The sequence below is a fragment of the Macrococcus sp. DPC7161 genome (assembly GCF_004117835.1).
GTDB lineage: Bacteria > Bacillota > Bacilli > Staphylococcales > Staphylococcaceae > SDSC01.
The window spans coordinates 1-13,661 of sequence record NZ_SDSC01000007.1 but is presented as its reverse complement, the minus strand read 5'-3'; the positions used below and the strand labels follow the sequence as shown (position 1 = coordinate 13,661).

General features: G+C 33.9%; 13 protein-coding genes, 3 tRNA genes and 1 rRNA gene. 16 read left to right on the top strand and 1 reads right to left on the bottom strand.

The window, feature by feature from the left end:
* Positions 1-59: 59 nt before the first annotated feature.
* Complete coding sequence (locus ER639_RS12445) at positions 60-194, top strand: Lmo0850 family protein (protein WP_240664026.1); 135 nt, start codon at positions 60-62, stop codon at positions 192-194.
* 175 nt (positions 195-369) lie between these two features.
* Here the strand turns inward: ER639_RS12445 and ER639_RS09395 are convergent, their stop codons facing one another.
* Positions 370-1,593, bottom strand: coding sequence for an FtsW/RodA/SpoVE family cell cycle protein (locus tag ER639_RS09395; RefSeq protein WP_129065535.1), 1,224 nt, complete (start codon positions 1,591-1,593; stop codon positions 370-372).
* A 183-nt stretch (positions 1,594-1,776) separates the two neighbouring features.
* Between ER639_RS09395 and ER639_RS09390 the strand changes: the two genes are divergently transcribed.
* From ER639_RS09390 to ER639_RS09320, 15 genes are all read left to right on the top strand, one after another.
* On the top strand, positions 1,777-2,850 hold the full coding sequence (locus tag ER639_RS09390) for a D-alanine--D-alanine ligase (RefSeq protein WP_129065534.1): 1,074 nt from the start codon (positions 1,777-1,779) through the stop codon (positions 2,848-2,850).
* A gap of 14 nt (positions 2,851-2,864) precedes the next feature.
* Positions 2,865-4,199 (top strand): UDP-N-acetylmuramoyl-tripeptide--D-alanyl-D-alanine ligase, encoded by a 1,335-nt coding sequence (locus tag ER639_RS09385; RefSeq protein ID WP_129065533.1) that lies wholly within the window; start codon positions 2,865-2,867, stop codon positions 4,197-4,199.
* Positions 4,200-4,449: 250 nt separating this feature from the next.
* Positions 4,450-5,964: a degradosome RNA helicase CshA gene (gene cshA / locus ER639_RS09380; RefSeq protein ID WP_129065532.1), complete on the top strand. Its 1,515-nt coding sequence runs from the start codon at positions 4,450-4,452 to the stop codon at positions 5,962-5,964.
* 162 nt (positions 5,965-6,126) lie between these two features.
* Positions 6,127-6,477 carry a holo-ACP synthase gene (acpS, locus tag ER639_RS09375; RefSeq protein ID WP_129065531.1) on the top strand — a complete coding sequence of 117 codons (351 nt, stop codon included), beginning with the start codon at positions 6,127-6,129 and terminating at the stop codon, positions 6,475-6,477.
* A gap of 28 nt (positions 6,478-6,505) precedes the next feature.
* Entirely contained in the window at positions 6,506-7,642 is a 1,137-nt protein-coding gene (gene alr / locus ER639_RS09370) for an alanine racemase (protein ID WP_129065530.1), read from the top strand.
* Between the two features lie 75 nt (positions 7,643-7,717).
* Entirely contained in the window at positions 7,718-8,716 is a 999-nt protein-coding gene (locus tag ER639_RS09365; RefSeq protein WP_483306240.1) for a PP2C family protein-serine/threonine phosphatase, read from the top strand.
* 75 nt (positions 8,717-8,791) lie between these two features.
* On the top strand, positions 8,792-9,115 hold the full coding sequence (locus ER639_RS09360) for an anti-sigma factor antagonist (protein ID WP_129065528.1): 324 nt from the start codon (positions 8,792-8,794) through the stop codon (positions 9,113-9,115).
* A 1-nt stretch (position 9,116) separates the two neighbouring features.
* Positions 9,117-9,557: an anti-sigma B factor RsbW gene (gene rsbW / locus ER639_RS09355; protein ID WP_129065527.1), complete on the top strand. Its 441-nt coding sequence runs from the start codon at positions 9,117-9,119 to the stop codon at positions 9,555-9,557.
* 2 nt (positions 9,558-9,559) lie between these two features.
* Positions 9,560-10,330 (top strand): RNA polymerase sigma factor SigB, encoded by a 771-nt coding sequence (gene sigB / locus ER639_RS09350; RefSeq protein WP_129065526.1) that lies wholly within the window; start codon positions 9,560-9,562, stop codon positions 10,328-10,330.
* A gap of 49 nt (positions 10,331-10,379) precedes the next feature.
* A complete protein-coding gene (locus ER639_RS09345; RefSeq protein WP_129065525.1) occupies positions 10,380-12,527 on the top strand; it encodes a Tex family protein in 2,148 nt (715 codons plus the stop codon).
* Complete coding sequence (locus ER639_RS09340; protein WP_129065524.1) at positions 12,520-12,966, top strand: SprT family protein; 447 nt, start codon at positions 12,520-12,522, stop codon at positions 12,964-12,966. The genes ER639_RS09345 and ER639_RS09340 overlap by 8 nt, the downstream gene beginning before the upstream one ends.
* Positions 12,967-13,051: 85 nt before the next feature.
* Positions 13,052-13,126 (top strand) — tRNA-Glu (locus ER639_RS09335).
* A gap of 136 nt (positions 13,127-13,262) precedes the next feature.
* Positions 13,263-13,346: transfer RNA gene (locus ER639_RS09330), tRNA-Leu, on the top strand.
* A 22-nt stretch (positions 13,347-13,368) separates the two neighbouring features.
* Positions 13,369-13,442 (top strand) — tRNA-Gly (locus ER639_RS09325).
* 129 nt (positions 13,443-13,571) lie between these two features.
* Positions 13,572-13,661 (top strand): 16S ribosomal RNA (locus tag ER639_RS09320); the annotation flags it as partial.

The window sequence follows — 13,661 nt, the reverse complement described above, 5'->3', positions numbered from 1 at the left end:
ATAGATTTCTATATTGAATTAAAGTAGAATATAGGTATTAAGAAGATTGGAGCGATATTATGGAGAAAAGACCTGAAAAGTTGAAAAACGTAGTGAATTTGCTTTCATCGCTCGGTGTAAATATTTCAATAACTAAATCTAGATTAGATGCAATGCGTACATTACCACATGTTGCGCCTGCAAAGTTAAAATAATTCATAGAAGCAATGAATTTATTAATTGAGTATAAAAAAGCACTTAAAATGTCTAAAACATTTCAAGTGCTTTTTGTTTTTTTCGTGATTATTTTTTACAGTATTTTATTTTTATTTTTATTTTTTACAGTATTTTATTTTTATTTTTATTTTTTACAGTATTTTATTTTTATTTTTATTTTTTAAATTTAATTTGCTTATGTAGCGGCTGAATTTTGATGTTGTCGTAATTACTTGAGTGATAGAATATCGATAAAGCAACGCCAATACCACACATCACTGCCCAAAGTGCACTACCACCGTAACTTATAAATGGTAGTGGGATACCCGTAATTGGCACAAGTTGAATCGTCATACCGATATTTTGGAAGACATGGAAGACAATCATACTAATAAATCCAATTAAAAATACTGTACTAAATGGGTGCTCTGCATATTGTGCAAGTTTAAATAAATGTGTAAATAAAGCTAAAAACAAGATTAATATTAAAATGGCACCGATAAAGCCAAATTCTTCACCAATGACTGAGAAGATAAAGTCAGTATGGTTTTCAGGAATGTAAACTTCTCCACCTTTAAATCCTTTACCAAACAATCCACCTGAACCAATTGCTTTCATTGATTCCATTAAGTGAAAGCCTTCGCCATCGGAATATTGTGCTGGATTTAACCAAGAATTGATACGGCCGAGTTGATACGTCTGTATGCCTAGTGTTTTTTCAATCAAAGCCGGTTTATAGATGATGGTTAAAATAATGCTACTACCGATGACAAACATTGTAATTAAGAAAGGTGCTAAAATGCGCCATGTTACACCTGATACAATAACAATCCCTAATATAATAGCAAGTAATACAAGTGTAGTTCCTAAGTCATTTTGTAATAAGATCAATAACATAGGTAAACTTGAAACAAACGCTATTTTAAGAAGGAGCATTAAATCTGTTTGCATCGATTTATAATAAGTAAAGCGATTATGATCATAAACCACTTTGCTCAAAGTTAACATTAATATGATTTTCATAAACTCAGAGGGTTGGATACTTAATAAACCGAAAAAGACATACCAACTTTTTGCACCATTGATTACTGGTGTAAATGATGAGTCGGGTAATACGAGTAGTCCAAGTAATAAAATGTTGCCTATGAAATAAAAGACATATGTCCATTTTAGTAAGAACTTTGGACTAAGTAGCATTATAAATAATGCAATACCAAAACCTAAAATATAATAAAAAACTTGTCTAATTGCGAAATTGGTCGAATATTGTCCACCTGTCATCGCTGATGAAATAATACTCACACTGATTGCTAAAAATGCAATCACTATAATGATTAGCCACCAGTCAATGCGTTCTAATAACGGTCTCTTTTCGCGATTGCGTATTGAAAAAGGCATAATGTAACTCCTAAACATAAAATGATATGTTTATTATACATGAAAATGAACGAAATATTGTATAATTATCTCTTTAAAAGTTTCTTAATGTATCTTTCTTGTTGGATTCATCATGTTTCTTTTAGCGGGTTAGGAATGAATGTGGTAATATGAAGTTTAGAGATTAATTTGGAGGAGATACAATTGAAAAAAGAAAATATTTGTATCATTTATGGTGGAAAAAGTGCAGAACATGATGTATCGATTTTAACTGCACAGTCTGTAATTAACGCAATGGATAAAGCACGTTATACAGTGGATACGATTTATATTGATAATGATGGATTATGGATTAAAGGCCCAGAAATTACAGCACCGATTGAAGATGCTGAAGTATTAAGATTGAATGGCGAGAAAAGCCGTTCAATTACAAATATGTTATCTGGTCGTGAAAATGGTGAAGCTTATGATGCGGTATTCCCATTATTACATGGACCAAATGGTGAAGATGGCACGATTCAAGGTTTATTTGAAGTACTAGATATTCCTTATGTAGGTAATGGAGTCCTTGCCGCAAGTAGTTCGATGGATAAACTTGTGATGAAACAATTATTTGCAAATCGCGGATTACCTCAATTACCGTACGTTTCATTTTTAAAAAGTGAATACGAAAAATACCGTCATAACATTTTAGAGCTTGTGATGAATAAATTAACATTCCCTGTATTCGTTAAACCAGCAAATAATGGTTCTTCTGTCGGCATTTCAAAATGTGTTGATAAAGAAAGTTTAATTCAAGGGATTGAAGAAGCATTTAAATTTGACCGCAAATTGGTCATTGAACAAGGTGTGGAAGCAAGAGAAATCGAAGTTGCTGTATTAGGGAATGATTATCCTGAAACGACGCTTGCTGGTGAAGTTGTTAAAGATGTAAGCTTCTACGATTACAAAGCGAAATATAAGGACGGTAATGTCAAACTACAAATTCCTGCTGATATTCCAAATGAAGTACATGAAACATTACGTAATATGGCTATTGAAGCATTTAAAGCAACAGATTGTTCAGGTTTAGTGCGCGCTGACTTCTTCTTAACTGAAGACAATTCTATTTACATCAATGAAACAAATGGGATGCCTGGTTTCACTAAATTTAGTATGTATCCATTATTATGGCAAAACATGGACGTTTCTTATAGTGAGTTAATTACTAAATTGATTGATTTAGCAAAAGAGCGTTATGAAGCAAAGAAACAATTACAATACAAAATTGATTTATAAAAGAGTGTGAAATGATGATTAAACGTAATGCAAAATGGTTAAGTGATGCAGTTGGCGGAAAGTTGAATGCAACTGAATCACTTGAATTTAATGGTGTGAGTATCGATTCAAGAAAAATCGATCAAGGCGTTTTATTTATTCCTTTCAAAGGTGAAAATGTTGATGGTCACAAATATGTTCAACAAGCGTTAGAAAGTGGTGCTTCTCTTGCACTTTGGCAGCAAGACGTGCCATTACCTGAAGGATTGTCGGTTATTGTCGTTGAAGATACTTTAACAGCATTGCAACAAATGGCGAAAGCTTATTTAAATGAAGTGTCACCGAAAGTGATTGCGGTAACTGGATCAAACGGTAAAACAACAACAAAAGATATGATTGAAGCAGTATTAAAGCCGAATTTTAAAGTGAAGAAAACACAAGGTAATTATAACAATGAAATTGGATTGCCGTTAACGATTTGTCAATTAGATGAAGACACAGAAATATCTATTTTAGAAATGGGTATGAGTGGATTTGGTGAAATAGAATTCTTATCTCAATTAGCACAACCAAGTATTGCGGCAATTACTAACATTGGTGAATCACATATGCGTGATTTAGGTTCACGCGAAGGAATTGCGAAAGCGAAGTTTGAAATAACTGCGGGCTTGAATGGACCATTATTATATGATGGCGATGAACCGTTATTAAAACCACTAGTAGATCAATACAGTGGTGAAGTATTGAGTATCGGGTTTAATGAAAGTAATGATTTATACATTCATCATTTAGTTTCATTAGAGCAATCTATTGAATTTGATATCAATGACACGTCATACTCAGTATCTACTTTAGGTGCACATAATGCAAGAAATGCAACCATTGCGATTCAAGTTGGTAAGCTTCTAGGATTATCAGATGAAACCATCCAACAAAATATTCAATCGCTTTCTTTAACTGGTATGCGTATGGAACGTATTCAAGGCATCAACGGTTCACTATTAATCAACGATGCCTATAATGCTAGTCCAACGAGTATGAAAGCGGCAATTGATACAGTGAGTCAAATGCAACAAGCACGTAAAATTATCGTATTAAGTGATGTATTAGAGTTAGGGCCGGATGAAGAACGTTATCATCGTGAAGTGGGTCGTTATTTTGAAGATCAAGGTATTGATTTATTACTTACATATGGTGATGCAGCAAAATACATTTCAGATGAAGCAAAGCAATTTACTGAAGTGAAGCATTTCGAAACAAAAGATGAGATAGCAGATTATTTAAAGTGTGTATTGAATCATCATACAGTATGCTTGTTTAAAGCAAGTCGCGGCATGGCATTAGAAACTATTATTACATCATTAAAGTAAGAAAGTTGTACATGAACTTGTAATAAAGAATAAAAATATTTTTAATATACAAAATATCGTATACCTACAGTAATGTAAGCGTACGATATTTTTTTATTTTGGTTAAAATACCATTATTTCGTCATTCGTTCGTTTGCTTATTTTTGTTAAGGGTGTTAGTATAGAGAAGTTGAAGTGTAGGAGTAGTGAAAAATTACTCACAGAAAATATGCGGTAAAGAACCGCTCGGAAAATTAAAGGAGAAATTATATTGCAAAAATTTAGAGAATTAGGTATTTCTGAAGAAACGATTCAATCTTTAGAAAAAATGGGATTTAGTGAACCAACACCAATCCAAACAGATAGTATTCCACATACAATGGCTGGATTAGATGTGTTAGGTCAAGCGCAAACAGGTACTGGTAAAACTGGTGCGTTCGGGATTCCATTAGTTGAAAAAGTAAAAAACAAACAAGGAATTCAAGCGTTAATCCTAGCACCTACTCGTGAATTAGCTGTTCAAGTTGCTGAACAATTAAAGGCATTTGGACGTGGACAAGGAGTTCAAGTTGCGACTGTATTTGGTGGTATGCCAATCGATCGTCAAATTAGAGAACTTAAAAAACGTCCACAAATTATTGTAGGTACGCCAGGTCGTGTCATTGACCATTTAAATCGTCGTACTTTAAAAACAGAAGACATCAACACGTTAATCTTAGACGAAGCTGATGAAATGATGAACATGGGATTCATCGATGATATGCGTTTTATCATGGATAAATTACCGAAAGAAAATCGTCAAACAATGTTGTTCTCTGCAACAATGCCTAAAGCGATTCAAGAGTTGGTTCAAAAGTTCATGAACAATCCTGTTATCGTTAAAACAATGTCTAGTGAAGATTCAAACCCACAAATTGATGAGTACTACACAATTGTTAAAGAATTAGAAAAGTTTGATACATTTACTAATTTCTTAGACGTTCACCAACCAGAACTTGCTATTGTATTCGGACGTACAAAACGTCGTGTAGATGAATTAACAAGTGCGTTAATTACAAAAGGTTACCGTGCTGAAGGATTACACGGTGACATTACACAAGCGAAACGTTTAGAAGTATTAAAGAAATTCAAAAACGATCAAATCGATATTTTAGTTGCAACAGATGTTGCGGCACGTGGATTAGACGTTTCTGGTGTATCACATGTTTATAACTTTGATATTCCGCAAGACGTAGAAAGTTATACACACCGTATCGGTCGTACAGGCCGTGCTGGTAAATTCGGTATGGCGATTTCATTTGTTAACCCAGTTGAAATGGATTACATTCGTCAAATCGAAAATGCCAAAAATCGTAAAATGCAAGCGATGCGCCCACCAACACCAGGTGAAGTGATGAAAGCTCGAGAAAACGATGTGAAATCAAAAGTTCAAGATTGGGTATCTAAAGATACAGAACAACGTATTGAAGAAATTGCTAAAGAATTAATTGCTGAATACGGTGATGTTAAATTAGTGGCTTCATTATTACAAGAACTTGTAAAATCAAACAATGATGTTGATGTACAATTAACATTTGAAAAACCACTTGGTCGTAAAGGTAGCGGTAAATCATCTTATGGTCGTCGTGGAAATGGTGGCGGTAACCGTTCGAAAGATAGCCGTAATCGTGGACCAAGAAAAGATTCAAAAGACAACCGTCGTAAAAACTTTGAAAAAAAATCAAAACCATCATCAGGTGGAAAGAAACCTTTCAAAGGTAGAACATTTGCTGATCATAAAAAATAATTAAGATAAGACACTTCAATGTAATCTTAAAACGTTTAACGAGACACTTAGATGTCTCGTTTTTTTGTGCATATTTTTGATATAATTTTCTTATGATTAATAAAAAACGAAAAATAAACGAAAAATAAACGATTAAATTCAATTTAAGGGGTGAGGACAAATATGATCAAAGGCATAGGTACAGATATTTTGGAACTGAGCCGTATTGAAAAATATATTCATCAAGAGAAATTTATTTTACGTATTTTACATCCTGATGAAATTAAGGTGTATCAACAATTAACGCTTGATAAGAGGAAAATTGAATATTTGGCAGGACGTTTTTGTGTCAAGGAAGCTTATAGTAAAGCATTAGGTACGGGTATCGGAAAACTTGCTTTTCATGATATTTGTTGCTTAAATGATACGTTAGGTAAACCATATATTAAAGGTGACAACAATGCACATGTATCAATTTCTCACTCAGAATTGTTTGCACAAGCTTTTGTAGTCATTGAGTCGTATAATGAGTAAGAATTAATAATAAATAATAGGTGATCACATGAATAATCAATTTTATAGACCGAGTATCGTCAAAGTCGATTTAGATGCAATATTGCACAATTATCGTTTGTTTAGTGATATGCATAAAGGAAAAACAACGATAGCAGTAATTAAAGCCAATGGTTATGGCTTAGGAGCAGTGCCGATTGCGAAACATTTAGGTGCGCATGGTGCTAAATTTTTTGCTGTCGCAACACTAGATGAAGCTTTTGAGTTGAGACAATCAGGAATAGAAGAAAAAATATTGGTGCTTGGTGTTGTTAAGCCGGAATTTATTAAACAAGCGAGTGAAAGCAATATTAGTCTCACTGTACCGAGTTTAGATTGGCTAAAAGAAGCTAGTGCATTAGCAACAGGTAGCAAGGTGAATCTTCATGTCAAATTAGATACTGGTATGAATCGTATTGGTATACATGATATTCATGAATATAAAGAAGTAGTGCGTATGATTTTGGCCAATGATACTTTTAATTTTGAAGGAGTATTTACGCATTTTAGTGTGGCGGATGCAGAAGATGATCATACAGACGATGCATATTTAGATTTTGAAACAAAGGTCAATAGTAGTCCGAAACCAGAATACATCCATTGTCAAAATTCAGCGGCTTCAATTCGATTTGATAAGTCGTTTTGTAATGCTATTCGTTTAGGGATTAGTTTGTATGGCTATTATCCTTCACCATTTGTGAAATCTCAATATCCACTCGATTTAAAACCGTCGATGCAACTTACAAGTGAAGTATGCCATGTGAAAACAATACAAAATGGTGATGCCGTAAGTTATGGACGTACGTACGTTGCAAAAGACACACATTTTGTTTCAACTGTACCGCTTGGATACGCAGATGGTATTCCTAGAAAGTTACAAGGATATAAAGTAACTGTTGGCAATCAAACTGCAGAAATTATTGGTCGCGTTTGTATGGACCAACTGATGCTAAAAACCGATGCACCTGTTCAAATGGGAGATCGTGTTATTATTATTGATAATAAAGATAATGACCAATCAATTGATGTAGTCGCAGATCATTTAGAAACGATTAACTATGAAGTGCTTACTTCGTTAGGAAGAAGATTACCAAGAGAATACCATCAAAATAATGATATAACTATAAAGAATGATTTGTTACAATAGAAAAGCAATGTGTATTTTTTGAGTATTATATTTAGATGTGTTCTTAATAAATGAGGGAGGAAGACGTTGGATAAAATAGAATCGATTATAAAGCGTTACGATGACGTTTTATTACGTTATATAGAGACAGAAAACAACAACGTACTAAGAGAGATCGAAGCAATTGCTGATGAGGCAATTCGACTAGATGTTTCACCCGAGGAAATTATTGCATTACATAAAGATATCATTTTAGAAAATCAACTAGACACAAGACAACATACAATGGCACTAGATGTATTATATGAGATGTTTGTGGGCTACGGTTTCAGTTATCGAGATTACAAAGCGCTCGTTCAAAGAATGGAACGCGTCGATAAAGAAATGGAAGTAGCGAGTAGTTTACAATCGACTATGTTAAAAACAAACATCCCACAATTAGACAATATTCAAATCGGAGCAATTAGTGTACCAGCACATAAAGTAAATGGAGACTATTTTAACTTAATTGACCATCAAGATGGTACGATGAGTTTTGCGGTTGCGGATGTTATTGGAAAAGGTATTCCTGCAGCACTTGCCATGAGTATGATTAAGTTTGGAATGGATTCATATGGACATTCTCAATTACCTTGTGATGGTTTAAAGCGACTCAATCGCGTTGTTGAAAAAAATGTAAATCAAAATATGTTTGTGACGATGTTCTATGGCTTGTATGAGGAAGTGAATCATACATTGTATTATAGTTCTGCTGGCCATGAACCTGGTTTTATTTATCGCAATAAATTAGATAAATTTGAAGAAATGACTGTTCGTGGCACAGTTTTAGGTGTTCACCCTACAACAAGATATGATCAAGATGAACTAAAGTTAGAAATTGATGATATGGTGATTGTATTCACGGATGGTGTATCGGAAACACGACTCATTGATGGTACTTTTTTTGAGGCGGTAGGATTACTAGAAATCATTCGCAAATATAAAGATTTACATCCACAAGATATTGTACAAGTCGTTTACGAAGAAATCTTAAAAATTGGCGATGTGAAAAAACGTGATGATTTAACAATATTAATTATTAAACGAACAAAATAAAAAAATGTGTTTAAAGTGTTTGGATAAGGGTATTTGTATTTAAACTAAAATTGGTAGAAATCAAGGAGAAGAATGATGAACTTAACAATTGACTCACAAAAACATGATACGTATTACGAAATTAAAGTCGGCGGCGAACTTGATGTGTATACAGCACCTAAGTTAAGAGAAGTATTAATGCCAATTCGTACAGAAGGTTTATATGATATCCACTTAAATATTAAAGACGTTACATATATGGATTCAACTGGCCTTGGTTTATTTGTAGGGACTTTAAAGGATTTAAACAAAAACAATAGAGAGCTTTATGTATTAGGCGTAAATGCTAGAATTGAACGCTTATTTGATATCACTGGTTTAAAAGAATTAATGCACGTAAATGAGACGGAGGCTAAGTAATATGGAAAAAATGTATGATTATATTGAAATGAAATTTCCAGCTACAGCTGAATATGTCGGTTTAGTGCGTTTAACGTTATCAGGTATTTTAAACCGTGCTGGTGCGACTTATGATGATATTGAAGATACAAAGATTGCTGTAAGTGAAGCAGTAACGAATGCAGTAAAACATGCGTACAAAAACGATGAAACTGGCGATGTGCTTGTTGGATATGTCATTTTCAAAGATAAAGTAGAAATTATTGTGTCTGATTCAGGGCAAAGTTTTGATTACGAAAAAACTAAAAAAGAATTAGGTCCATATAAAGAAAATGAAAATGTTGATTTTATTCGTGAAGGTGGATTAGGTTTATTCTTAATCGAATCATTAATGGACGAAGTAAATATTAAAAAGGATGCTGGCGTGACAATCAGTATGACGAAATTCATAAAAGAGGTGTAGAGATGTCTAAACAGGATTTTACACCTGAAGAAATCAATGCTTGGATTAAGTTATATCAAGATACTAACGATGAAATTGCATTAGAAACATTAGTGCACCATTATAAGAAATTAGTTGAATCGTTAGCATACCGTTATTCAAAAGGACAAAGTCATCATGAAGATTTGGTTCAAGTAGGGCACGTTGGATTAATTGGTGCCATAAATCGATTTGATGTTTCTTTTGACCGTAAGTTTGAAGCATTTTTAGTACCGACAGTAATTGGAGAGATTAAACGCTATTTACGTGATAAAACATGGAGTGTACACGTTCCTAGACGTATTAAAGAAATTGGTCCCAAAATTAAAAAGGCCACTGATGAATTGGTTAATACGTTAGGTCGATCACCCAAAATCATTGAAATTGCGAATCATTTAGAAGTTACTGAAGAAGAAGTGCTTGAAGCAATGGAGATGGGCCAAAGCTATAATGCATTAAGTGTGGACCATGCTATTGAAGCGGATAAAGACGGTTCAACGGTTACATTACTTGATATCACAGGTGAGATCGAATCGGGTTATGAGTTAACAGAAAAGAGAATGATATTAGAACGCATCTTACCTTTATTATCGGATAGAGAAAAAGAAATTATTCAATGTACTTTCATAGAAGGATTGAGCCAAAAAGAAACAGGTGAAAAAGTAGGCTTAAGCCAGATGCATGTTTCAAGATTACAAAGAAGTGCAATTAAAAAGTTAAGAGAAGCAGCACAAAATGCAGATCAAGATGCCTAATTGGCATCTTTTTTTGTTAAAATAAACAAAACGCTTTAAGGAGGCAACTATGGAACAACACATATTAGATTTAATTATCGAAAAATTACCCTTTAAGAAAGATCAAATTAAAGCAGTCTTAAATTTACTCGAAGAAAAAAATACTGTTCCTTTCATTGCACGTTATCGTAAAGAGGTTACGGGTGGATTAGATGAAGTAGAAATCAAAGCCATTGAAACAGAATATGCTTATATGGCAAACTTACAAAAACGTAAAGATGAAGTGATTCGTTCTATAGAAGGGCAAGGGCTACTTACTGATGAATTAAAACAAGAAATACTTGCTCAAGTGAAATTGCAACGTGTAGAAGATTTGTATCGACCATTCAAACAAAAAAAGAAAACACGAGCAACGGAAGCGAAGAGAAAAGGTTTGGCACCTTTAGCGGATAAAATATTAAACTTTGAAAACTTTGATATTCAAAATGAAGCATTGCAATATTTAAATGAGGAAGTCACATCAGTTGAAATGGCAATTCAAGGTGCAGTTGATATTATTGCTGAAGTGATTGCGGACGAACCGAAGTTCAGAACATATATTTTAAAGTATGTTATGGATAATGGCGTGATTGTAACGAGTAAGAAAAAGAAAGCCGAAGATGAAAAAGGCATTTTTGAGATGTATTACGACTATCAAGAGCCTGTGAATAAAATTGTGCCACATAGAATACTAGCCATTAATCGTGGTGAAAAAGAAGATGTCTTAAAAGTATCGATTGAAGTAGATGAAAGCAAATTAAAACAATATATTCATAATCAAATGATAAAGAAAAAAGCCAATACGAATCAATGGCTTGATCAATCCATTGAAGAAAGTTTAAAAAGGTTGATTTTACCATCAATTGAACGTGAAGTACGTGGCGAATTAACACAAAAAAGTGAAGCGCAAGCGATTGATATTTTTGCAGTAAATTTAAAAAACTTACTATTACAAGCACCATTAAAAGGAAAAATGATATTAGGTGTTGACCCAGCATATCGCACAGGATGTAAATTAGCAGTCATTAATCCATTTGGTAAGTTTATTGAAAAAGGTGTAATTTATCCACATCCACCAGTATCAAAACAACTAGAAGCTAAAAAGAAAGTATTAGACTTTATTCAAAAACATCAAATTGAATTAATCGCAATTGGTAATGGTACGGCGAGTCGTGAAACAGAGCAGTTTATTGCACATTTGATAAAAGACAACAACTTATCATGTCAATTTATTATTGTAAATGAAGCGGGGGCTTCGGTTTATTCTGCTTCTGAAATTGCAAGAAAAGAATTCCCAGATTTCCAAGTAGAAGAAAGAAGTGCAGTATCGATAGCAAGACGAGTACAAGATCCATTATCTGAATTAGTAAAAATCGATCCAAAATCGATTGGTGTCGGACAATATCAACATGATGTGAATCAAAAGTTATTAAATGATACATTATCGTTCGTCGTCGAAACAGCAGTGAACCAAGTTGGTGTGAATGTTAATACAGCATCAAGTGCTTTATTACAGCACGTTTCTGGATTATCTTCAGCAGTTGCGGATAACATCATTCTTTATCGTGAAGAAAATGGTCCAATTAAACATCATAAAGAGATTGAAAAAATAAAACGACTTGGGAAAAAGACATTTGAACAAAGTATTGGTTTCATGAGAATTCCTGATGGTGATGAACCTTTAGATAATACAGGTATTCACCCAGAGAGTTATGAAGCAAGTTATGAATTGTTAAAGTTATTAAATTTATCAATCAATGATTTAGGTACGGATCAATTAAAAACGGCATTATCGACAATTGAAATCACTCAAACTGCAGCGACATTAAATATAGGGGAACCGACTTTAGAAGATATAATTAAAGCGTTAATGGCACCAGGCCGTGATCCACGTGACGATTTTGAAACACCTTTATTAAAGTCAGATGTTTTATCAATTGAAGATTTGAAAAAAGGTATGAAATTGTCAGGTACTGTTAGAAACGTAGTGGATTTTGGTGCGTTTGTAGATATAGGCGTAAAACAAGATGGATTAGTCCATATTTCGAAACTTGCAGATCGTTTTGTTAAACATCCTACAGATGTTGTGAGTGTAGGGGATATTGTCGATGTTTGGATAGATGATGTGAACCTTGAAAAAGGAAAAGTTGCATTAACAATGAAAAATCCTAATGGATAATCAAGCACTGCAGCAATTAACAGAATCAATTTCACTAAATTTTTTTGAGAAACCATTTCAACATCAAGTGACATTTAATAAGCGATTAAGAACGACGGGAGGTAGGTACCTCTTAAGCAGCCATAACATTGAAATTAATCCAAAACAATATGAATTTCATGGCAAAGAAGCGCTGATTGATATTATTAAACATGAATTAGTACATTATCATCTTCATATTGCAGGTCTTGGATTTCAACATCGCGATCGAGACTTCAAAGTGCTCTCCGAAAAAGTTGGTGCACCGAGGTATTGTAATCCATTACCAAATAATAAACATCGCTATGTGTTTACTTGCACAGGGTGCAGTACCCAATACTTTAGACAAAGACGCATTAATATTAAGAAATATCGCTGTTCTAAGTGTTTAAGTGAGTTACAGTTAACACGTAAAGTTTAATTTTACGTGTTAACATTTTTTTTTGAAATAAAGTGTTGACTTATGCTTGAAAACATATTAATATTAATTTCGTTGCTTTAACAACGGCCCCTTGGTCAAGCGGTTAAGACACCGCCCTTTCACGGCGGTAACACGGGTTCGAATCCCGTAGGGGTCACCATTTTATTTTTTGGTTTTAATATCGATTAAAAAATAAAAATAAAACTTTTTGAAAATAAGTGTTGACTTTCAAACTTGAGCGTTATATAATAAATCTTGTTGCTAAAACAGATGACAAGCTTTTAAATGGCCAACGCGCGGTCGTGGCGGAATGGCAGACGCGCTAGGTTGAGGGCCTAGTGGGAGTTAATCCCGTGGAGGTTCAAGTCCTCTCGGCCGCACTTAAAAACTTCAATTATATATGCGGGTGTAGTTTAGTGGTAAAACCTCAGCCTTCCAAGCTGATGTTGTCGGTTCGATTCCGATCACCCGCTCCATAAAAATTTTAATGAACATTGAAAACTGAATGACAATATGTCAACGTTAATTCCAATAATTTGAGTGAACTTAGTTCACTCCCAAAGAGTGGTTGGCTTAACCAATCAAGAGCTTATATCAAGCAATCTTTCATGGAGAGTTTGATCCTGGCTCAGGATGAACGCTGGCGGCGTGCCTAATACATGCAAGTCGAGCGAACGGACAAGAGTGCTTGCACT